Source organism: Pseudazoarcus sp. NS36 (genome assembly GCF_059703705.1).
The window spans coordinates 115,196-135,450 of record NZ_BAAKJA010000006.1; the positions used below are offsets into that span (position 1 = coordinate 115,196).

The 20,255-nt window shown below is 64.7% G+C and carries 19 protein-coding genes and 1 tRNA gene; 11 read left to right on the plus strand and 9 right to left on the minus strand.

What is annotated here, in order from left to right:
• Nucleotides 1-153 precede the first annotated feature (153 nt).
• On the plus strand, nt 154-3,480 hold the full coding sequence (locus AC6H0R_RS10775) for an MHYT domain-containing protein (protein WP_497581373.1): 3,327 nt from the start codon (nt 154-156) through the stop codon (nt 3,478-3,480).
• Nucleotides 3,477-4,475, plus strand: a complete 999-nt coding sequence (locus tag AC6H0R_RS10780) for a response regulator (protein ID WP_497581374.1) — start codon at nt 3,477-3,479, stop codon at nt 4,473-4,475. Before AC6H0R_RS10775 ends, AC6H0R_RS10780 begins: the two co-directional genes overlap by 4 nt.
• Before the next feature lies 1 nt (nt 4,476).
• On the opposite strand, the gene msrB is transcribed toward AC6H0R_RS10780, so the two are convergent.
• The 7 genes from msrB to gcl form a co-directional block, all read right to left on the minus strand.
• Nucleotides 4,477-4,962 carry a peptide-methionine (R)-S-oxide reductase MsrB gene (gene msrB / locus AC6H0R_RS10785; RefSeq protein WP_497581375.1) on the minus strand — a complete coding sequence of 162 codons (486 nt, stop codon included), beginning with the start codon at nt 4,960-4,962 and terminating at the stop codon, nt 4,477-4,479.
• A 16-nt stretch (nt 4,963-4,978) separates the two neighbouring features.
• A complete protein-coding gene (msrA, locus tag AC6H0R_RS10790) occupies nt 4,979-5,605 on the minus strand; it encodes a peptide-methionine (S)-S-oxide reductase MsrA (RefSeq protein ID WP_497581376.1) in 627 nt (208 codons plus the stop codon).
• A 253-nt stretch (nt 5,606-5,858) separates the two neighbouring features.
• Nucleotides 5,859-6,719: an HDOD domain-containing protein gene (locus AC6H0R_RS10795; protein WP_497581377.1), complete on the minus strand. Its 861-nt coding sequence runs from the start codon at nt 6,717-6,719 to the stop codon at nt 5,859-5,861.
• A 43-nt stretch (nt 6,720-6,762) separates the two neighbouring features.
• Nucleotides 6,763-7,176 carry a GlcG/HbpS family heme-binding protein gene (locus AC6H0R_RS10800; RefSeq protein WP_497573867.1) on the minus strand — a complete coding sequence of 138 codons (414 nt, stop codon included), beginning with the start codon at nt 7,174-7,176 and terminating at the stop codon, nt 6,763-6,765.
• Nucleotides 7,177-7,197: 21 nt separating this feature from the next.
• Nucleotides 7,198-8,457, minus strand: a complete 1,260-nt coding sequence (locus AC6H0R_RS10805; protein WP_497581378.1) for a glycerate kinase type-2 family protein — start codon at nt 8,455-8,457, stop codon at nt 7,198-7,200.
• 111 nt (nt 8,458-8,568) lie between these two features.
• Nucleotides 8,569-9,348 carry a hydroxypyruvate isomerase gene (gene hyi, locus AC6H0R_RS10810; RefSeq protein ID WP_497581379.1) on the minus strand — a complete coding sequence of 260 codons (780 nt, stop codon included), beginning with the start codon at nt 9,346-9,348 and terminating at the stop codon, nt 8,569-8,571.
• A 121-nt stretch (nt 9,349-9,469) separates the two neighbouring features.
• Entirely contained in the window at nt 9,470-11,242 is a 1,773-nt protein-coding gene (gcl, locus tag AC6H0R_RS10815; RefSeq protein WP_497581380.1) for a glyoxylate carboligase, read from the minus strand.
• A 128-nt stretch (nt 11,243-11,370) separates the two neighbouring features.
• Here gcl and AC6H0R_RS10820 point away from each other — a divergent pair, with 128 nt between their 5' ends.
• Together AC6H0R_RS10820 and AC6H0R_RS10825 are read left to right on the plus strand one after the other, a co-directional pair.
• Nucleotides 11,371-12,291 carry a LysR family transcriptional regulator gene (locus tag AC6H0R_RS10820; protein ID WP_497581381.1) on the plus strand — a complete coding sequence of 307 codons (921 nt, stop codon included), beginning with the start codon at nt 11,371-11,373 and terminating at the stop codon, nt 12,289-12,291.
• A complete protein-coding gene (locus tag AC6H0R_RS10825; protein WP_497581382.1) occupies nt 12,288-12,491 on the plus strand; it encodes a hypothetical protein in 204 nt (67 codons plus the stop codon). The genes AC6H0R_RS10820 and AC6H0R_RS10825 overlap by 4 nt, the downstream gene beginning before the upstream one ends.
• On the opposite strand, the gene AC6H0R_RS10830 is transcribed toward AC6H0R_RS10825, so the two are convergent.
• On the minus strand, nt 12,492-12,959 hold the full coding sequence (locus AC6H0R_RS10830; RefSeq protein ID WP_497581383.1) for a tellurite resistance TerB family protein: 468 nt from the start codon (nt 12,957-12,959) through the stop codon (nt 12,492-12,494). It lies immediately after the preceding gene.
• A gap of 38 nt (nt 12,960-12,997) precedes the next feature.
• On the opposite strand from AC6H0R_RS10830, the gene AC6H0R_RS10835 reads away from it, so the two are divergent.
• Together AC6H0R_RS10835 and AC6H0R_RS10840 are read left to right on the plus strand one after the other, a co-directional pair.
• On the plus strand, nt 12,998-13,882 hold the full coding sequence (locus AC6H0R_RS10835; RefSeq protein ID WP_497581384.1) for a DMT family transporter: 885 nt from the start codon (nt 12,998-13,000) through the stop codon (nt 13,880-13,882).
• Entirely contained in the window at nt 13,879-14,808 is a 930-nt protein-coding gene (locus tag AC6H0R_RS10840) for a bile acid:sodium symporter family protein (protein WP_497581385.1), read from the plus strand. Before AC6H0R_RS10835 ends, AC6H0R_RS10840 begins: the two co-directional genes overlap by 4 nt.
• Before the next feature lie 76 nt (nt 14,809-14,884).
• Here AC6H0R_RS10840 and AC6H0R_RS10845 read toward each other — a convergent pair.
• Nucleotides 14,885-14,961 (minus strand) — tRNA-Met (locus tag AC6H0R_RS10845).
• A gap of 58 nt (nt 14,962-15,019) precedes the next feature.
• Between AC6H0R_RS10845 and miaB the strand changes: the two genes are divergently transcribed.
• From miaB to lnt, 5 genes are all read left to right on the plus strand, one after another.
• Nucleotides 15,020-16,357 carry a tRNA (N6-isopentenyl adenosine(37)-C2)-methylthiotransferase MiaB gene (gene miaB / locus AC6H0R_RS10850; protein WP_497581386.1) on the plus strand — a complete coding sequence of 446 codons (1,338 nt, stop codon included), beginning with the start codon at nt 15,020-15,022 and terminating at the stop codon, nt 16,355-16,357.
• Nucleotides 16,357-17,328 carry a PhoH family protein gene (locus AC6H0R_RS10855; protein ID WP_497581387.1) on the plus strand — a complete coding sequence of 324 codons (972 nt, stop codon included), beginning with the start codon at nt 16,357-16,359 and terminating at the stop codon, nt 17,326-17,328. The genes miaB and AC6H0R_RS10855 overlap by 1 nt, the downstream gene beginning before the upstream one ends.
• A 41-nt stretch (nt 17,329-17,369) precedes the next feature.
• The gene (ybeY, locus tag AC6H0R_RS10860; RefSeq protein WP_497581388.1) at nt 17,370-17,810 is read left to right on the plus strand and encodes an rRNA maturation RNase YbeY; all 441 of its coding nucleotides are present in this window, start codon (nt 17,370-17,372) and stop codon (nt 17,808-17,810) included.
• A gap of 65 nt (nt 17,811-17,875) precedes the next feature.
• Nucleotides 17,876-18,727, plus strand: a complete 852-nt coding sequence (locus AC6H0R_RS10865) for a CorC family transporter (RefSeq protein ID WP_497581389.1) — start codon at nt 17,876-17,878, stop codon at nt 18,725-18,727.
• Nucleotides 18,727-20,205, plus strand: a complete 1,479-nt coding sequence (gene lnt / locus AC6H0R_RS10870) for an apolipoprotein N-acyltransferase (protein ID WP_497581390.1) — start codon at nt 18,727-18,729, stop codon at nt 20,203-20,205. The genes AC6H0R_RS10865 and lnt overlap by 1 nt, the downstream gene beginning before the upstream one ends.
• Nucleotides 20,206-20,255: the final 50 nt, after the last annotated feature.

Below are 20,255 nucleotides of genomic sequence, written 5' to 3' on the forward strand. Positions count from 1 at the left end.
CCACTGCCGTGCGGGCTCGCCGGGCTTTGTTGTAGGATGCTTCCGACCGGCGCGGCCATCTGACGTGGCATGAAGCGAGGTCACCGCGCCGGGTGACTGGACGAGCATGATTCCTTCCGCACATGCCCAGTGTTTTGAAGTCGGCGGCCCCGCATGCTGAGCCATGTATTCCATCTGGCCGGGGCGCATGATCCGGCGAATGTGCTGATGGCCCACCACGAGGTGTGGCTGATCGGCCTGTCGCTGTTCATCGCCATTTCGGCTTCCTGCATGGCCTTGCAGGTCGGCGGGCTGGCGCGTCGCACACCGCCGGGCTTTCACCGCAATTTTGCTGTCTTCTCGGGTGCCGCCGCGCTGGGCGGAGGCATCTGGGCGATGCACTTTGTCGGCATGCTGGCCATGGACGTCGGCATTGCCGTGCGTTATGCGCCGGATGTCACCGCGCTGTCGTTGCTGCCCGCCTTCTTCGCCTCGTGGATTGCGCTGCGCATGTTTGCGCGCGGGCGCGTGTCGCGGCGCGAGCTGGTCATTGGTGGCGTGTGCGTGGGCGTGGGTATCGGCGCGATGCACTACACCGGCATGGCGGCCATCCGCATGGAGGCCGACCTGCGTCTTGATCCGTGGTGGTTTGCGGCATCGCTGGTGGTGGCTGTGGTCATGGCCATCGGTGCGCTGTGGATCCGCTTCGGCATGCTGCGAGACTCGGGCAAGGCCGAGTGGAGTGCGGTACTGGCCGGCGGCACGGTGATGGGGCTGGCCATCGCGTCCATGCATTACACGGGTATGGCCGCGGCCGTTTTCATTGCGCGAGGCGACACGCTGATTCCTGCTGAGCCCGACGCCAATTCCGGTCTGGCGCTGTGGATCGCATTGATCAGTCTGGGCCTGACGGTGCTGGTGGCGCTGGCGAATGCGGCGGCGCGCTTCATTCTGTTGTACCGCCGTGTGCTGGACGATGAGGCGCAGTTGCGTGCCATCGTGGATACCGCAGTGGATGGCATCATCACCTTCGACGAAGGGGGGCGCATCACGCGCTTCAATGCGGCGGCTGAACAGATGTTTGGCTGGGCTGCATCAGAACTCATCGGGCGCAACGTCAGCATGCTGATTCCCGAGCCGGATGCGGCGGCGTCTGATGCTTATCCGGCGCATCCCTGGCTGACTGGGGTGAAAGGCATTATCGGTACCGCCCGCGAGGTCACCGGCTTGCGCAAGGACGGAAGCCGGATGCCGATGCGGCTGGCCATCGGCGAAGCGCAGATGGTCGAGGGGGCGACCTACGTCGGCTTTATCACCGACATCTCGACGCGCAAGGCCATGGAGGCCTCGCTGCGCGAACGCGAGGAGCAGTACGCCTCGCTGATCCGCAATATCCCCGGCGCGTCGTTCCGTTGCCTGCCGTCGCGCGCCTGGGAAGTGCTGTTCATCAGTGACGCCATCGAGCAGCTGTCGGGTTGGCCGGCGGCGGACTTCATTGCCGGGCGCAAGTGTCTGGCCGACATCATGCATGCCGACGATTGCGAGCCCGTGTACGAGTGCATCATGGACGCCCTGGCGCAAGGCGCCGGCTATGTCACCGAGTACCGCATGCTGCACCGGGACGGCACGGTGCGATGGGTGTGGGAGAGCGCCAGCGGCGTATTTGATGAGGACGGCACGCCGCGCTGGATCGACGGAGTGATCATCGACATCACGGCCCGCCGTGACATGGAAATGGATCTGCGGCAGGCCAAGGACCGGGCCGAGCGCGCGGCCGAGGTCAAGAGCAGCTTCCTCGCCAACATGAGCCATGAAATCCGCACCCCGATGAACGCCATCATCGGCTTCTCGGAGGTGCTGCTCGACACATCGCTGCGAGAGGACCAGCGCCGCCACCTGAACACCGTGCATGGCGCCGCGCGCTCCCTGCTCGGACTGCTCAACGACGTGCTTGATACCGCCAAGCTGGAGAAGGGCGCGATCGAGCTCGAAAGCGAGGATTTCTCCCTGCGTGAGCTGTGTCAGCAGGTTGTGGAAATGCTGATGCTGCAGGCCCAGCGCAAGGGGCTTGAGATCACACTCAACTACGCCGCGCCAAACGAGTTCTATCGCGGTGATGCCCTGCGGTTGCGGCAGGTGGTCACCAATCTTGCCGGCAACGCGGTGAAGTTCACCGAGCGCGGCAGCGTGACGCTGAGCGTGGAGTCGCGCAGCGGTGGCGTCTACATCGCTATCGCCGACACCGGGATCGGTATTGCCGAGGAGCGGCTGGCGCTGATCTTCGAGCCCTTCGTGCAGGCCGATGTGTCGATGAGCCGGCGTTTCGGCGGCACCGGCCTGGGCACCACCATCGCGCGGCAGCTGGTCGATCTGATGGGCGGGCGTATCGACGTGCAAAGTGTGCTGGGCGAGGGCAGTACCTTTGGCGTCTTCCTGCCGCTGCCGGAGGGCAGTGCGCAGCGTGCGATGGGCGTTGCAGCGCCGGTGTTGCCGCCGCTGCGCCTGCTGGTGGCCGACGACGTGGCCGAGAACCTCGAACTGCTGCGCGTGGCACTGGGCAAAGCCGGCCACACCGTGCATTCGGCGGTCGACGGCGAAGAAGCCTTCCGCCTGTTCTGCCGCGGCGAATACGATCTGGTGCTGATGGACATGCAGATGCCGGGCGTCGATGGGCTGGAGGCCACCGTGATGATCCGCGATTTCGAGCGCAGCGCCGAGCGCGTGCCGACGCCGATCATCGCCCTGACGGCGAGCGTTCTCGACAAGGATCGCGCCGCGGCGCGCGAGGCAGGCATGGACGGTTTTGCGTCGAAGCCCATCGAGTGGCCGGTGCTGCAGCGCGAGATGGCGCGTGTGATCGGCTTGCAGGGAGATTTCGGCGAGGATGCTGCCCCCGCGGGCCTGCGTGCGCCGATTGAGGAGGATGTGGACTGGATCGAGGGCGAGCGTCGTTGGGGCAGTGCGGCCGCGTTGGCGGCACCGCTGCAACGTTTCCTTGCGCGCCGGGACGACAGCCTTGGACATGCCCGTACGGCCTTGCGCGAGGGGGATCGCACCAGCCTTGCGGCCGCCATGCACCGTTTGCGCGGAGCGGCCGCCAATCTGGCCTTGCCGCGCGTACGGCGGATCGCCATGCGGGTGGAGAGCGCGCTCGCAGACGGCGCGGCCACGCTCAGTGTGGCGACTGGTCTGGATGAGTTGTCGGCGGCGCTGGATGCCGCAGCGGCCGCACTCGGCGCGGCCAGCCTGCCGTCTGTCAGCCCAGTGGCGACCGGTGTGGCGGGAGGCCGTGCCGAGCTGCTCGAGCATGCTCGTGCGCTGCTTGCCCTGTTGCGGCGGGGCAGTGTCGATGCCGCACATCTCGCCGCCTTGGGCTCGCTGATGCCGGCCGAGCGCTTCCGCAACCTGAGCGCGGCCATTGATGACTTTGATTTCGATCTGGCCGTGCTGTGCCTTGAAACCGAGATTGATGCCGCCGCTGACGACCCGGAGCCCGCATGACCGATTCCACCCCCGTTGATGCGCGCCCCCGCCTGCTGCTGGTCGACGATGAGCCGGCCAACCTGCATGTGCTGCGCGAGATCCTGCAGGCTGACTATCGGCTGCAGTTCGCCCGCAACGGCCGGCGGGCTCTGGAACTGGTCGCGGTTGAACGGCCTGATCTGATCCTGCTCGACGTGATGATGCCGGGCTTGACCGGCTTTGAGGTGTGCGAACGCCTCCAGGCGGACCCGGCGACGGCTTCGATCCCGGTGATTTTCGTGACCGCGCTGGGCGACAGCGTGGACGAAACACGCGGCTTTGACGCCGGCGGCGTGGATTACCTGACCAAGCCAGTCAGCCCGTCGGTGGTGCGGGCGCGCATCCGCAACCACCTGCGGCTGGTGCGTGTCGAGGAACTGCGCGCAACGCGCCTGGCCATCGTGCAATGCCTGGGCGTGGCGGCCGAGTACAAGGACGACGAGACCGGTCAGCATGTGATCCGCATGAGTCACTATGCGCGCCTGCTGGCGCTGGCGGCCGGGCTGGGAGAGGCGGCGGCCGACGACATCCTGAACGCGGCGCCGATGCACGATGTGGGCAAGATCGGCATCCCGGATGCGATCCTGCGCAAACCGGGCAAGCTCGACGCGGAGGAGTGGAAGGTGATGGCCAGCCATGTCGAGATCGGTGGCCGCATCATCGGCGAACACGCCTCCGGGCTGCTCGCGATGGCGCGGCGCATCGCGCTCGGGCATCACGAGAAGTGGGACGGTTCGGGCTACCCCAAGGGTCTGGCAGGAGAAGACATCCCGCTGGAGGCGCGCATCGTCGCGATTGCCGACGTGTTCGACGCGCTTACCAGCGAGCGCCCCTACAAGCATGCCTGGCCGGTCGAAGAGGCGGTGGCCTTCATCCGCGACCAGGCCGGGCGCCACTTCGACCCGAAGTTGGTCGAACTCTTCCTTGGCGTCTTGCCCGAGGTCGAGGCGGTTCGGGCGCGCTGGTCCGACTGAATCAGGCCTGATCAGGCACGAACTTGAGCGCCACGCCGTTGTTGCACCAACGCTGGCCGGTCGGTTTCGGGCCGTCGTTGAAAACGTGGCCGTGGTGGCCGCCGCAGCGCGCGCAGTGGTATTCGGTGCGCGGGATGATCAGCTTGAAATCACGGCTGGTGCCGAACACGCCCGGCAGGTGGGTGTAGAAGCTGGGCCAGCCGGTGCCGGATTCGTATTTCATCTCCGACGTGAACAGTGCCAGGCCGCAGCCGGCGCACTCGTACACGCCCTTGCGTTTCTCCTGATTGAGCGGGCTGGTGTGCGGCCGCTCGGTGGCTTCGCGGCGCAGCACTGCGAACTGTTCGCGCGTGAGCAGCTGCTTCCATTCTTCCTCGCTGCGCTCCAACTTCTCGATGACCGGCGCGCTGCCGTCCTGCGGCGTCGAAGCGAATACGGGGGTTACGGCCAGTGTGGCCAGGCTGCCCAGGAAAGTGCGTCGTTGCATGGTGGTTTCCTCCGGATCAGGGCTTGGTGCTGCCCCAGAGTTGATACAGGCGCTTGTCACGGCCGCAGGACGAGCGATAGAAGTTGTAGCGCACCGGATTCTTCAAGTAGTAATCCTGGTGGTATTCCTCCGCCGGATAGAAAGTGCTGGCGGCGACGATCGGGGTGGTGATGTCCTGCTGAAAGGGTTTGTTCTTCTCGAGTTCGGCTTTGGAGCGCTCGGCCACTTCGCGCTGCGCCTCGTCGTGATAGAACAGCGTCGGCCGGTATTGGTTGCCGCGGTCGCAGAACTGGCCTTTCACGTCGGTCGGGTCGATGTTTTTCCAGAACACTTCCACCAGTTTCTCGAAGCTGACCTTGCTCGGGTCGTACACCACCTGCATGGCTTCGGTGTGGCCGGTGCGCCCGCTGGAAATCAGGCTGTAGGTCGGGTTCGGCGTGCGTCCGTCGGTGTAGCCCGAGGTGGTCGAGATCACGCCGTCGAGCTTGTCGTAGGGCGGCTCCATGCACCAGAAGCAGCCGCCGGCAAAGGTGGCGACGGCATAGCCGTCACTGCGTGCTTCGTTGGCATGCAGGCTCAGTGCGGTGAGTGCAGCGGCTGCCCCCATCAGTGCGCGGGTAAGGTGTGAGGCCGTTCGGGACATGGTCAACTCCTCGGTATGTGCGGGTTTGGAGCGCGTCGGCCGGTGCGAGTTCGCGACGGCTGCGTGCGGATTACGAGGATTGGTCGTGCGCCGCCGGCATTCCTTACAGCGGAACGCCGATGCGTGCGTGAGCACGATTGCGGAGTAGGGACGCGCGACTGCGAACGCCGCGAGTACGCACTCTGCAGTGCGTGCTCGCGGCGTTCGGGTCTGCGCGTATTCCGGAGAGTGGGGCGTTAAGTCGTCACGGCGGTCAGCCGCACAGTGACGAGATGAGCTGGCGTCGGCTGTGCTGGACGGAGTCGACCATTTCCTGCAGCGCGGGGGCGTCGATGTTGCTGGCGGCTACGGCGTCGGCGAGATTGGGCGTGTTCTGGCCGAGCAGGTTCTCGAAGGGGTTCGGCGATTCGGTGAGGATGCGCGCGAGCTTCAGCGTTTCGGAGAGGTTGCGCGGCGGCCAGGCCTTGATCTCGTGTGCGGGCTCGCGATAAGCGTCAAGGATGCTGTCGGGCAGGCCGAACACCTCAAGGATGACGCGCCCGACCGGTGCGTTCCAGGTGCTGACGAACTGCGCGAAGCGGTCCATGTCATGCTCCAGCGCGGGGTACTCGGCGGCGCGCGAGAGCAGGAAGAACTGTCCGATGTCGACCATCATGCCGGCGAACATCGCGGCGTCGGGGTGAGCGGAGCGGGTTTCACGTGCGATCACGTTGGCCCAGCAGGCGATGTCCACGGTGTGCATCCACAGCCCGGTGGCGATCAGCTTCAGCGTGTGGGAGCGGAAATCCTGAGCGACCTGTTCGGCCGCCACGGCAAAGGCCAGGCTGCGCAGCGAATCCAGCCCGATGCGGCGCACGGCGTCGCCAACGTTGGTGACCGAAGCGCCATATGGATTCATCAGCACGGCGTTGGCCATGCGTACGGCCTTGGCCGACAGCACGGGTTCTGCGCGGGCAATGGCGGCGATATCGTCGAGCGAGGAGTCCGGGTCGTCGGCCACGGTCTTGATGCGTAGCGACAGGTCGAGCACGGTGGGGAAGTTGAGACGGCCTTCGACCATCTCGCGTTCTATGCGCTCGCCGAAGGCCTTGAGCTGCTCGTCGAAGTCCGTCATGTGTTGCTCCGTTGGCGGCCCGCAGGCCGCGTGCCGCAATGCTTCAGAGGGTGCAGCTTGCACCGATTGCCGCGATGCCGGCACGTGCTACTTGCGCGTCTTCGTGCGGTTTGACACCGGACACGCCAACGGCGCCGAGAATCTCGCCGTCGACCACGATCAACTCGCCGCCTTCGATGCACTGCACCGGCAGATGCAGGCCCGCCAGCCGGCCGCCATTGACCATGTCTTCCAGCGCCTTGCTGGGGCGGCGCGCGAGCACGCTGGCACGAGCCTTCTCCGGCGCGACTTCGACGCTCATCAACTGAGCGCCGTCGAGGCGCTGCAGCCACATCAGGTGGCCCCCTTCATCACACACGGCGATGACGACCTTCCAGCCGTTGTTCAGCGCTTCGGCTTCAGCGGCTGCGGCAATCTTGCGGGCGTCGTCGAGGGTCATGACCTGGCGTGTGCGCATCGGGGGGCTCCTTGGGTGGTTTTACGGCAGAAGAATGGCGCGGAAGTCGTTGACGTTGGTGAGCGTCGGGCCGGTGATGACCGAGTCTCCGACTTTCTCGAAGAAGCCGTGGCCGTCGTTTTCGGCCAGCGCGTCGCGCGGGCGGATGCCGGCGGCCCAGGCGCGCTCCAGCGTGTCGGGCGTGATCACGGCACCGGCAATCTCTTCCAGACCGTCAACGCCGTCGGTGTCACCGGCCAGCGCCCATACGCCTTCCTGGCCGTTGAGCTCGATGGCGAGCGACAGCAGGAACTCCACGTTGCGCCCGCCACGGCCTTCGCCCTTGACGGTGACGGTGGTCTCGCCGCCGGAAAGCAGCACGCAGGGGCGCGGGAAGGGGTTTCCGCGGGTGGCGATCTGGTGGGTGATGCCGGCAAATACCTTGCCGACGTCCTTTGCCTCGCCCTCGATGGTGTCGCCCAGCAGCACCGGCGTGACACCGGCAGCGCGGGCCACTTCTGCAGCGGCTTCGAGCGCCATCTGCGGCGTGGCGATGAGATGCGTTTCGAGACCGGCCAGACGCGCATCTTGCGGTTTGACGCTCTCGCCGTCGGCGGATTCGAGGAAGGCGCGCGCGGCCGCTGGCAGCTCGATGCCATAGCGGCGCAGGATGTCGAGCGCGTCCTGACGCGTGGTCGGGTCCGGCACGGTAGGGCCGGAGGCGATGTCCATCGGGTTGTCGCCCGGTACATCGGAGATCAGCAGGTTCACGACGCGCGCCGGATGGCAGGCGGCGGCCAGACGGCCACCCTTGATGCGCGAGAGGTGGCGGCGCACGCAGTTCATCTCGGAGATGTTGGCGCCCGAGCGCAGCAGCGCGCGGTTGATGCCCTGCTTGTCTTCCAGCGTGATGCCTTCGCCCGGCAGCGGCAGCAGCGCCGAGCCGCCACCCGAGATCAGGCAGATCACGAGGTCGTCTTCGGTGAGCCCCTGCACGGTGGCCAGAATGCGTTCGGCGGCGTCCAGACCGGCCTGGTCCGGCACCGGGTGGGCGGCTTCGAGGATTTCGATGCGTTCGCACGGCACGGCGTAGCCGTAGCGTGTGACGACCACGCCGCTCAGTTCGCCAGGCCAGTGCTTCTCGAGTGCGCGCGCCATTTCAGCCGAGGCCTTGCCGGCACCGATGACGATGGTGCGGCCCTTGGGCGGTGTCGGCATGAAGCGCGGAATGCAGTGTTCCGGCTGGGCGGCGAGGACGGCAGCGTCGAACATCTGGCGCAGCAATTCACGGGGAGCGGGCATGTCGCTAATTCCTGGATACGTTAGACGTGCGACACGCGCCGGCCTTGGGGCGCGGCGCGTGCCGGGATTGTTGCACGGCATCATCGGCGCGTGTGCGCCGACGTGTCGCTATTACTTGGTGAGCGCTTCGCGCCAGCCCAGACCAGCCGAGGTGTTGCCGGCCGGCTTGTACTCGCAGCCGATCCAGCCGTCGTAGCCGGCGCCGTCGAGGTACTTGAACATGAAGGCGTAGTTGATTTCACCCGTGCCCGGCTCGTTGCGGCCCGGGTTGTCGGCGAGCTGCACGTGCGCGATGCGCGCCTGGTTGGCCTTGAACGTGTTGGCCAGTTCGCCTTCCATACGCTGGGCATGGTAGATGTCGTACTGGATGAACAGGTTGTCGGAACCGACTTCGTCGAGGATCGCAGCGGCCTGAGCGGTGTAGTTCAGGAAGAAGCCCGGGATGTCGAAGGTGTTGATCGGCTCGATCAGCAGCGGGATGCCGGCGGCCTTGAGCTTTTCGGCGGCGTACTTGAGGTTGGACACGAAGGTGGCGTGAGCCTGTTCCTTCGTCACGCCAGCCGGAACCTTGCCGGCGAGGCAGTTGATCTGCTTGGTGCCCAGAGCCTTGCCGTACTCGATGGCCTGGTCGACGCCTTTCTTGAACTCTTCAACGCGCGACGGATCGACGGCGATACCGCGTTCGCCCGCAGCCCAGTCACCGGCCGGCAGGTTGTGCAGCACCTGGGTCAGGCCGAATTCCTTGAGCTTGGCAGCCAGGTCAGCAGCCGGGTAGGCGTACGGGAAGAGGTACTCGACGCCCGTGAAACCGTCGTCGGCAGCAGCCTTGAAGCGATCCATGAAATCGACTTCGTTGTAGAGCATGGTGAGGTTGGCGGCGAATTTCGGCATTGCGGTTCTCCGTGTGTTCGTTGGCAGGAAAGTCAAAAGGATGGACTACCGTTGTGACGGAAATCCATCCTCTTGTCGCCCGTTCGGGCGAAGCGCCCCGCGTGAGCGGGGCGCAGGGGCATTACGCGTTGGCGGTCGGCGCGTCTTCGGCCTTCTCGGCAACCGGCTCGAACTCGTTGACTGCGTCGATTTCGAGGCCCATCGGGATGTTGGTGACGCGCTCGAGGATGACCTCGATGACGACCGGCACCTGGAACTCGGCCATCAACTTGCGGGCCTGTTCAACGGCCGGGCCGAATTCCTTCGGCTCGCGAACGCGGATCGCCTTGGCGCCCAGACCTTCCACCACGGCAACGTGATCAACACCGTAACCCGCCAGTTCCGGCGCGTTGATGTTATCGAAGGACAGCTGCACGCAGAAGTCCATCTCGAAACCACGCTGCGCCTGACGGATCAGGCCGAGGTAGGAGTTGTTCACCAGCACGTGGATGTACGGCAGCTTGAACTGCGCGCCGACAGCCAGTTCTTCGATCAGGAACTGGAAGTCGTAGTCGCCGGAAATGGCGACAACTTCACGGTTCGCGTCAGCAGCCACCACGCCCAGCGCAGCCGGGATGGTCCAGCCCAGCGGGCCCGCCTGACCGCAGTTGATCCAGTGACGCGGCTTGTACACGTGCAGGTGCTGGGCAGCGGCGATCTGCGACAGACCGATGGTGGTCACGTAGCAGGTGTTCTTGCCGAAGGCCTTGTTCATTTCTTCGTACACGCGCTGCGGCTTCATCGGCACTTCGTCGAAGTGCGTCTTGCGCTGCATGGCCACGTCCAGCTTGCGGTCGAGGCACTCTTTGGCCCATGCCGAACGATCTTTCAGCTTGCCGGCAGCCTTCATTTCCTTGGCAACGGCGATGAACTGCTCCAGCGCGGCCTTGGCGCACGAGGGGATGCCCAGGTCCGGACCGAACACGCGGCCGATCTGGGTCGGCTCGACGTCAACGTGGATGAACTTGCGACCCTTGGTGAAGACCGGGATCGAGCCGGTGTGACGGTTGGCCCAGCGGTTGCCGATACCGAACACGAAGTCCGAGGCCAGCATCGAGGCGTTGCCGTAGCGGTGGGAGGTCTGCAGACCGACCATGCCGGCCATCAGCTTGTGGTCGTCGGGGATGGTGCCCCAGCCCATCAGCGTCGGCACGACCGGAATGCCGGTCAGCTCGGCGAACTCGACCAGCAGGTCGGAGGCGTCGGCGTTGATCACGCCGCCACCGGAGACGATCAGCGGGCGCTCGGATTCGTTGAGCATCGCAAGGGCCTTCTCGGCTTGCGTGCGCGTGCATGCAGGCTTGTAGACCGGCAGCGGCTCGTAGCTGTCGATGTCGAACTCGATTTCGGCCATCTGCACGTCGATCGGCAGATCGATCAACACCGGACCCGGACGGCCCGAACGCATGACGTGGAAAGCCTGCTGGAATACGCGCGGCACCAGCGCGGCTTCACGCACGGTGGTGGCCCACTTGGTGACCGGCTTGGCGATGGACTCGATGTCCACGGCCTGGAAGTCTTCCTTGTACAGACGGGCCAGCGGAGCTTGACCGGTGATGCACAGGATCGGCAGCGAGTCGGCGGAAGCCGAGTACAGGCCGGTGATCATGTCGGTGCCGGCAGGGCCGGAGGTGCCGATGCACACACCGATGTTGCCCGGGTTGGCGCGGGTGTAGCCCTCGGCCATGTGCGAAGCGGCTTCGACGTGACGGCCGAGGATGTGGCGGATGCTGCCATCCTTGCGCATGGCAGAGTAAAACGGGTTGATTGCAGCGCCGGGAATACCGAACGCGGTGTCGATGCCTTCCTTGCGCAAAACGGCAATAGCGGCATCTACGGCTCTCATGCGGGCCATGATGAACTCCTTGACTGGAAATGTTGGAAAAGTGGCGGAAATTCCGGTGAATGGCGGCAAGGATAAGGGCTTGGGGTACGCCCCGCAACTGCCGCATAATTCAAGACTGTCGATATCAGGAGTATCGAGTGGATCGCTATACCGAGTTTCGGAGCTTTGTTCTGGTGGCCGAGAAGGGCACCTTCGCCGCGGCGTCAATGATCGAGGGGGTAACTCCGGTCGTCATGGGGCGTCGGCTGGATGCGCTCGAGCGTCGGCTGGGCGTAAAACTGATGCACCGTTCCACGCGCGGTCTGTCGCTGACGGACCTTGGTGAGCAGTTTCTGGAGCGTGCGCGCACCCTGCTGCGCGAGTTCGATGAGGCCGAAGCGAGCATTGCAGCGGATCGCAAGACCGTGCGGGGGCACCTTGTGGTTTCGGCGCCGGCCGCTTTCGGGCGGCGTCACGTGGCGCCGCATGCGCCGGCTTTCCGCGCGCTGCACCCGGATCTGAAATTGTCATTCAACCTGACGGACAGTGTGGTTGACCTGGTGCGTGAGGGCTACGATATGGCGATCCGCATCGGCGAAGTGACCGATCCCAACTATGTCGCCATGCGGCTCTTTCCGAACCGCCGTGTGATCTGTGCGACCCCGGAGTATTTTGCGGAGCATGGTCAGCCCCGGACGGTGGAGGATCTGGCCCATCACAACTGTCTGGCCTTCAACCTGCAGGGGGGGCAGCAGCGCGGCTGGACCTTCTTGCGGGACGGCAAGCTGGTGGCGGTGAAGGTGTCGGGTGATCTCGACTGCAACGATGGCGAGTTGCTGTTCAACTGGGTCAAACAGGGGCTTGGCGTGGGCTGGCGTTCGATGTGGGAGATCCAGGCGGAACTCAAACGCGGGGAACTGGTGACCGTGCTCGACGAGTACGCCATGCCCAACTATGACATCCAGGCCGTGTACCCGCAGCAACGCTATCTGCCCGCCAAGGTGCGTCTGTTCATCGACCATCTGCGCGAGATCTACAACGCGCCCGGCTATTGGGAAGGGGAGGCGAGCCTGCCGTGAGACTGTCACGCATCGTGCGTCCGCGTCATCCGATGTTCTGGTTGCTGGTCGCCCTGCAGGCGCTGTCTACGGCTTTTCTGCATGTGCTGGTGCAATACACTCCGGGCGCAGGCGTGGCCTTTGTACTGAGCGCGCTGGTGATCATCAACGCGACCGCCAGTGCGTTGATCATCTGGCGGCTGCTGCGCGAACCGGACTGATCAGCCTTGTCCGGCGGCCTGTCGGGCGCGTGCCTTGGCAGCCACGTAGTCGCCGTGCGGGATGTACAGCAGGTCGGCGACCTTGCGCATAAGGTGGTTCTCGTGGGCGCACAGATTGCCGTCGGCCAGTGCCACCTGCCACATATATTCGATGATGCGGATGCGGCGAGACATGTCGCAGCGGCGGTTGATCTCCGAGGTGAAGCGGTGGAAATCGTAGGATTCTTCGGCGGTGGTGGTGGCCAGTTCGAGCAGGCGTGCTACTTCGTCTTCGTCCAGCCCGAACTTGTCGCGCAGCGCGTCGATGGCGATGGCGCGTTCGGCCTCGCCGATGTCAGTGTCCGCGCGCATCACTTCCACCAGCAACACGGCGGTGGCAAGCTGCAGGCTGTGTTCGCCCTTGCTGCTCGGCAGATTCATGCCGGGGTTGAGGGCGTTGTCGAACAGGTCTTTCAGGGTCTTGAGCATGTTGGCTTTGGATTGCAGGTGTTGCGGATGAATTTGAAATGAGCGGTCAGCGTCCCATGTGGCAGGCAGCCCTGGCACTGATCGCCCTGTCGTTGATCTGGGGCTACAACTGGGTCGTCATGAAACAGGTCCTGATGTTTGCCGACCCGGTGGACTTTACCGCGCTGCGCGTGCTGTTCGGCACACTGTGCTTGTTTGTTGTGATGGCGCTGATGGGCAAATCGTTCCGTCTTGCCGCGCCGGGGCCGACCATCGTGCTGGGTGTGCTGCAGTGCGGGGCGTTCAGCACCTTGATCCAGCTCGCGTTGGTGCAGGGCGGGGCGGGCAAGACGGCGGTGCTGGTATATGTCATGCCGTTCTGGCTGCTGCCGCTGGCCTGGCTGCTGCTCGGAGAGCGAATCCGCGAGCTGCAGTGGGCGGCCATCGCGATCGGAGCGGCGGGTCTGATGCTGGTGCTTGAGCCGTGGAACTTCGAGGCCTCCATCCTGAGTAGCGGCATTGCCCTGTTGGCCAGTCTGGTGTGGGCGGGCGCTGCGGTCTATGCCAAGCGTCTGCGTAATCGTCTGCAGCTCGACCTGCTGTCGCTCACTGCCTGGCAGATGCTGTTCGGCTCCATCGTGGTCTGCGTGGCGGCCTGGATGCTGCCTTCGCGCGAGATCGAACCCAGCCTGTATTTCTTTGGTGCGCTGGCCTACAACGCCGTGCTTGCCACCGCGCTGGCATGGCTGCTGTGGTTGTTCGTGCTCGACCGTCTGCCGGCCGGTATCGCCGGGCTGGCTTCGCTCGCCGTGCCGGCTGTTGGTGTTCTGGCGGCCTGGGTCGAGTTGGGTGAGCGTCCCAGCCTTCCGGAGGCTGCAGGTATGTTGCTGATTGCACTCGCGCTGGGCACGCTGATGTGGGTTGCCGGCAGGCGGCGGACATGAGCGCGATGGTCGGACTGCTGACGCGCTTGTTCCCGCTGTGGGCGATGCTGGCGTCCACCTTCGCCTGGGTGCGTCCGGAGGCCTTGGCCGGGTTGGGCGGGTGGATCGTGCCCTTGCTGATGCTGATCATGTTCGGCATGGGCATGACGCTCACGCCCGACGACTTCCGACGCGCGCTGCGCCGCCCGATGGCGATTGCCATCGGTGCCGCACTGCAGTTCATCATCATGCCGCTGGCTGCGCTGATCGTCGGGCGGCTGTTGGGCTTGCCCGAGGCCTTGCTCATCGGGCTGGTGGTTGTCGGGTGTTGCCCTGGTGGCACGGCTTCGAATGTTATTGCCTACCTCGCCCGCGCGGATGTCGCACTGTCAATCAGCCTGACCTTCGTCACCACCTTTCTCGCTGTGCTGCTCACGCCGATGCTGATCTGGCTGTATCTGGGCGAGAGCGTGCCGGTGCCGGTGTCCAGCATGCTGCGCAGCCTGATCGAGATCGTGTTCCTGCCGGTTGCCGCGGGCGTGGCGCTGAATACGCTGTTTGGCCGCTTCATCGCGCCGGCCAAGGAGCTGTTTCCCTTGCTGTCGGTCGGCGCCATCGTGTTCGTGATCGCCATCATCGTTGCGCTCAACCATGCGCGTATCGCCGACAGTGGTGCGCTCGCCGCGCTGGCGGTGGTGTTGCACAACCTGGTCGGGCTCGGCCTGGGTTACGTCTGCGCGCGGCTATTGCGGCTGCCGGTGGTCACCGCGCGAACCATCGCCATTGAGGTTGGCATGCAGAACTCCGGCCTTGGCGTGGCGCTGGCGCTGCAGTATTTCTCGGCACTTTCAGCGCTGCCGGGCGCACTGTTCAGCATCTGGCACAACCTGTCGGGGGCGCTGTTGGCGTGGTGGTGGCGCCAGCGCGTGCCGCGTACTCAGGGCTGATCGGCTATACCTTCCTGAAGAGGCGCGCAGAAACGAAAAAGCCGCCGGTTCCATGAACCGGCGGCCAATCGAATTCTGGTGGTGATGGGCGGAATCGAACCGCCGACCTATGGGTTATGAATCCATCGCTCTAACCGTCTGAGCTACATCACCGACAAGCCTGCTAATATAGCCGCTCTCCAAATAAAGCGTCAAGCAACGGTTTCAATCAATGAAGAAGCTCTACATCCGCACATTCGGTTGCCAGATGAACGAGTACGACTCGGACAAGATGGCGGACGTGCTCGGGGCCGGCGAAGGCCTGGTCAAGACCGATAGCCCTGAAGACGCGGATGTGATCCTGTTCAATACCTGTTCCGTGCGTGAAAAGGCGCAGGAGCGGGTGTTTCACGACCTCGGTCGTGCGCGTCTGCTCAAGCTCGAAAAGCCTGATCTGATCATCGGGGTCGGCGGTTGCGTGGCGAGTCAGGAAGGCGAGGCCATTGTGGCGAGGGCGCCGTATGTGGACGTGGTGTTCGGCCCGCAGACCCTGCACCGTTTGCCGCAGTTGATCGCCGAACGCCGCCGCAGTGGGCGCTCACAGGTGGATATTTCCTTCCCCGAGATCGAGAAGTTCGACAATCTCCCGCCGGCGCGTGTCGAGGGTGCGAGTGCTTTTGTGTCGATCATGGAAGGTTGCTCGAAGTACTGCACCTTCTGCGTAGTGCCCTATACGCGTGGCGAGGAAGTTTCGCGTCCGCTTGACGACATCCTGGCCGAGGTGGCCAACCTCGCGCAGCAGGGCGTCAAGGAAGTGACCTTGCTCGGGCAGAACGTCAACGCCTGGCGCGGACCGATGAGCAAGGAAAGTGACGAGTTCGGGGACTTTGCCTTCCTGCTCGAATGTGTGGCCGAGGTGCCGGGCATCGAGCGCATGCGCTACACCACGTCGCATCCCCGCGAGATGACGCAGCGCGTTGTCGACGCCTACGCGAAGATTCCAAAACTGGTCAGCCATCTGCATTTGCCGGTGCAATCGGGTTCGGATCGTGTGCTGGCGGCCATGAAGCGCGGCTATACCACGCTGGAATTCAAGGCGTTGGTGCGCAAGCTGCGCGCGGTGCGGCCGGATCTGTCGCTGTCGTCGGATTTCATCGTGGGCTTCCCCGGCGAGACGGAAGAGGATTTCGAAAAGACCATGAAGCTGATTGAGGACGTCGGTTTCGATGCCTCGTTCAGCTTTGTGTACAGCGCCCGGCCCGGTACGCCGGCTGCGGATCTGGAAGATACGGTGCCGCAGACGACCAAGCTCAAGTGGCTTGCGCGCCTGCAGAAGCGCATCGAGGCTCAGGCGCAGGTCATCAGCGAAGCCATGGTCGGCAGCCAGCAGCGCATCCTGGTCGAAGGCCCGGCGAAGAAGGGCGTGGGCGAGCTGGCCGGGCGTACCGCCAACAACCGCGTCGTGAACTTTCCGGGCAACGAGCGGCTGATCGGCCAGTTCGTCGATGTGAGCATCGTCTCGGCCATGCCGCACAGTCTGCGCGGCGAAATCGTCGTGCGGGAGTCGTGATGGGCGACATCGTGGAAGTGGTATTCGAGCCGGTCGACAACGCGCGACTGGCGAATCTGTGCGGCGCGCTGGATGAGAACCTGCGCCAGATCGAGTCGGCGTTCGACGTCGGCATCGTGCGCCGCGGCGAGCGCTTCAGTCTCTCCGGCGACCAGTCGCGGCTGGCAGCGGACGCCTTGCAGCGCTTTTATGACAGCGCGGAGGAGCATCTGAGCCTGGACGACATCCAGCTCGGCCTGGTCGAGGCTTCCGCCCGCAGCGAGCCGCAGATCGCCTCGCCGAAGCTGCTCACGCGCAAGACCGAACTGCACGGACGCACGCCGCGGCAGGTTGAGTATCTGACCAACATCCAGGCGCATGACATCACCTTCGGTATCGGTCCGGCCGGCACCGGCAAGACCTACCTCGCAGTGGCCAGTGCCGTCGATGCTTTCGAGCGCGAACTGGTCGAGCGCATCATCCTGACGCGTCCTGCGGTCGAGGCCGGCGAGCGGCTCGGCTTCCTGCCCGGCGATCTGGCGCAGAAGGTCGATCCCTATCTGCGCCCGCTGTACGACGCGCTGTACGACCTGATGGGCTTTGATCGGGTGGCCAAGCTGTTCGAGCGTGGCAGCATTGAAATTGCGCCGCTGGCCTTCATGCGCGGGCGCACGCTGAATCACGCCTTCATCATCCTCGACGAGGCGCAGAACACCACGCCCGAGCAGATGAAGATGTTCCTGACGCGGATCGGCATCGGCGGCAAGGCGGTCGTCACCGGCGACCTCACGCAGGTCGACCTGCAGCGCCACCAGAAGAGCGGTTTGCGCGAATCGGCCGATATTCTCGCCGGTGTCCGCGGGATCGCCTTCACCCGTTTCGGCAAGGAAGACGTGGTGCGCCACCCCTTGGTTGCGCGCATCGTCGAGGCCTATGACCGGGCCGATGCCGAGCGCGAGGCTGCCGCCAAGCGCCGCGAGGCGGACACGTGAGCGCTGCAACGTCGGCGCAACAAGCGCGACCCAGACTGACGATGAGCGTGCAGCGCGCGCTCAAGCTCGGTGAGCGCGAGCAGGCGCCAAAGGCGGTCGACCTGCGCCGTTGGGCGCGTGCTGCGCTGCGTGACCGTGATGTTGAAGTGGCCGTACGTCTGGTTGGTGAGGACGAGGGGCGCACGCTCAACCGCGAGTACCGCGAACGCGACTACGCCACCAACGTGCTGACCTTCGTTTATGACGAGGCGAGCGTTCCGGGCATGCCGCTGTACGGTGACATCGTGCTGTGCGTGCCGGTGATGCTGCGGGAGGCAAGCGAGCAGGGCAAGGCGCCGGCGGCCCACTTCGCCCACCTGATGGTGCATGGTATGCTGCATTTGCAGGGTTTCGACCACGAGACCACGCAGGAAGCCGAGGTCATGGAGGCGCTTGAGACGCAGATTCTCGCGCAGCTCGGAATCGGCGATCCATACGCATGATGCGGTGAAGGCCGAGGATTTGGGTTCGACGGACCCAAATCCTCGTTCTTCACTCAAGCAGGAAAATGGACAGTCCATCAGACAGACCCTCCTTACTGGAGCGACTTTCGGCCCTTCTCTCGCGCGAGCCGGAAGATCGCGACGATCTCCTCGCGCGCTTGCGCTCCGCCTGTGATCGCAATCTGATCGACGCGGATGCGCTGTCCATCATTGAAGGTGCCCTGCAGATGTCCGACATGCAGGTGCGCGAAGTGATGATTCCGCGTGCCCAGATGGACGTGGTCCATCTCGAAGACCCGATCGACAAGATCGCCAATTTCGTCATCGACACCGCCCACTCGCGCTTCCCGGCCGTGGGCGAAAACAAGGATGACGTGGTCGGTATCCTGCTTGCCAAGGATCTGCTGCGCTTTTACGCCGGCCGCGAGTTCGACCTGCGAGGCATGCTGCGCCCGGCCGTGTTCGTGCCCGAATCCAAGCGCCTCAACGTGCTGCTGCGCGAGTTCCGCGTCAGCCGCAACCACATGGCCATCGTCGTGGATGAATACGGCGGCGTGGCGGGTGTGGTGACCATCGAGGACGTGCTGGAGCAGATCGTCGGTGATATCGAGGACGAGTACGATTTCGACGAGATATCCGACAGCATCCGGCTTGACCAGAACGGTCGCTACCGCGTCAAGGCCACCACCGAAATCGAGGACTTCAACTACGCCTTCGAGACCGCCTTCAGTGACGAGGAGGTCGACACCATCGGCGGCCTCGTCATCCGTCACCTGGGGCGTCTGCCCCAACGTGGCGAGGTGATCGAACTCGACGGCCTGCGCATTCAGGTGATGCGTGCCGACAGCCGGCGGGTCTACACCCTGCTGGTCGAACGCGTTGCCCAGCCGGCGACGCCTGCCGCCGAAGCGGAGTGATGGCGCCACGCTGGTTGCACGGCGGTATTGCGCTGCTGGCCGGCGCTGCTGCGGTATTTTCATTCGCTCCGTTCGGCGTGTTCGTCGTTGCGCCGCTGAGTCTGGCGATGCTGGCTTGGCTGCTGGCACGCGCCGAGCGTCGGCGTGACGGCTTCCTGCTCGGCTTTGCGTGGGGCTTTGGTGCATTCGCGGCCGGCATCTCGTGGCTGTTTGTTGCACTCAACCGTTACGGCGGCATGCCTGTGCCGCTGGCCGCGCTAGCCATTGCGCTGTTTTGTGCCTATCTGGCCCTGTATCCGGCGCTGGCGGGTGCGCTCTTCGTGCGTTTGCGCACGGGCGGTGTGCTGTTGCGGGCAGTGCTGTTCGCTGCCTTATGGGTCGCTGCCGAAGGCCTTCGTGCCTGGGTGTTTACCGGTTTCCCCTGGCTTTCCATCGGCTATTCGCAGGCGCCACCCAGCCCGCTGGCCGGCTGGCTGCCGTTGCTCGGTGTGTATGGCGTCGGCGGCCTGCTGGCTCTCATGGCCGGGCTGGTCGCCTTCGCGCCGTGGCGCATATTGCGTGAGGCCGCTCCGGCGGCCGTGCTGATTGGTGTCTTGCTGGTCGTCGGCGGTGCGTTGGGGCGCGTTGCCTGGACGCAGCCGGAGGGCGAGCCGCTGCGCGTGGCGCTGGTGCAGACCAACATCGCGCAGGAGCTCAAATGGCGACCCGAGCACGTGAGCGACTGGCTGGAGCTGAATCTGCGCATGTCGGACGTGCCGGATGCGGATCTGGTGGTGCTGCCGGAGTCGACCTTGCCGATGCTCGCTGAGAACCTGCCGCCGGGTTATGTCGAGACGCTTGCAGCGCGTGCAGCGGCGAATGATGCCGATTTGCTGTTCGGCGTGTTCCTGCGCGATGCACAAGGGCAGGTGTTTAACGCCACGGCCAGCCTGGGTGCGTCGCCGTCACAGTCTTATGCTAAGCGCCATCTGGTGCCGTTCGGCGAGTATTCACCGCCACTGTTTGATTGGTTCTACAAACTGGCGGCGATCCCGATGTCCGATCAGACTCCGGGCCCCGCCGGGCAGCCGCCGCTTGCCTTGGGCGGGCAGCGCATCGCCTTGAACATCTGCTACGAGGATCTGTTCGGGCGCGAACTGCTGTATGCCCTGCCCGAAGCCAGTCTGATGCTCAACGTCTCCAATCTGGCCTGGTACGGGCATTCCTTCGCCCAGCCGCAGCATTTGCAGATTGCCCGCGTGCGGGCGCTGGAAACCGGCCGCCCGATGCTGCGCGCGACCAATACCGGCATGACGGCAGTTGTTCAGCCTGACGGCACAGTTAGCGATGTGCTGCCGCAGTTCGAACGTGGCGTGCTGCGCGCGGAAGTGACCGGCTTCACCGGCATTACGCCGTATGCACGCTGGGGCGACTGGCTGGCCTTTGTGCTCGCGGCGTTCGGCCTGGCGATGGTGCTGTTGGTGCGTCGCCGCGCCTGATTTGCGCTGCGCGTCGCCCCGCTGCCTGAAAGCCAGTAAAATCCACCCTT

Bases quoted from the DNA above. Each gene is read 5' to 3' on its own strand.
- msrB (WP_497581375.1), bottom strand. From the start codon at position 4,962: ATGCAACGACGCACTTTCCTGGGCAGCCTGGCCACACTGGCCGTAACC.
- AC6H0R_RS10840 (WP_497581385.1), top strand. From the start codon at position 13,879: ATGAGCGCGATGGTCGGACTGCTGACGCGCTTGTTCCCGCTGTGGGCG.
- ybeY (WP_497581388.1), top strand. From the start codon at position 17,370: ATGAGCGTGCAGCGCGCGCTCAAGCTCGGTGAGCGCGAGCAGGCGCCA.
- AC6H0R_RS10795 (WP_497581377.1), bottom strand. From the start codon at position 6,719: ATGACGGACTTCGACGAGCAGCTCAAGGCCTTCGGCGAGCGCATAGAA.
- gcl (WP_497581380.1), bottom strand. From the start codon at position 11,242: ATGGCCCGCATGAGAGCCGTAGATGCCGCTATTGCCGTTTTGCGCAAG.
- AC6H0R_RS10855 (WP_497581387.1), top strand. From the start codon at position 16,357: ATGGGCGACATCGTGGAAGTGGTATTCGAGCCGGTCGACAACGCGCGA.
- lnt (WP_497581390.1), top strand. From the start codon at position 18,727: ATGGCGCCACGCTGGTTGCACGGCGGTATTGCGCTGCTGGCCGGCGCT.
- msrA (WP_497581376.1), bottom strand. From the start codon at position 5,605: ATGTCCCGAACGGCCTCACACCTTACCCGCGCACTGATGGGGGCAGCC.
- AC6H0R_RS10835 (WP_497581384.1), top strand. From the start codon at position 12,998: ATGAGCGGTCAGCGTCCCATGTGGCAGGCAGCCCTGGCACTGATCGCC.
- AC6H0R_RS10775 (WP_497581373.1), top strand. From the start codon at position 154: ATGCTGAGCCATGTATTCCATCTGGCCGGGGCGCATGATCCGGCGAAT.
- AC6H0R_RS10865 (WP_497581389.1), top strand. From the start codon at position 17,876: ATGGACAGTCCATCAGACAGACCCTCCTTACTGGAGCGACTTTCGGCC.
- AC6H0R_RS10800 (WP_497573867.1), bottom strand. From the start codon at position 7,176: ATGCGCACACGCCAGGTCATGACCCTCGACGACGCCCGCAAGATTGCC.
- AC6H0R_RS10830 (WP_497581383.1), bottom strand. From the start codon at position 12,959: ATGCTCAAGACCCTGAAAGACCTGTTCGACAACGCCCTCAACCCCGGC.
- hyi (WP_497581379.1), bottom strand. From the start codon at position 9,348: ATGCCGAAATTCGCCGCCAACCTCACCATGCTCTACAACGAAGTCGAT.
- miaB (WP_497581386.1), top strand. From the start codon at position 15,020: ATGAAGAAGCTCTACATCCGCACATTCGGTTGCCAGATGAACGAGTAC.
- AC6H0R_RS10805 (WP_497581378.1), bottom strand. From the start codon at position 8,457: ATGCCCGCTCCCCGTGAATTGCTGCGCCAGATGTTCGACGCTGCCGTC.
- AC6H0R_RS10780 (WP_497581374.1), top strand. From the start codon at position 3,477: ATGACCGATTCCACCCCCGTTGATGCGCGCCCCCGCCTGCTGCTGGTC.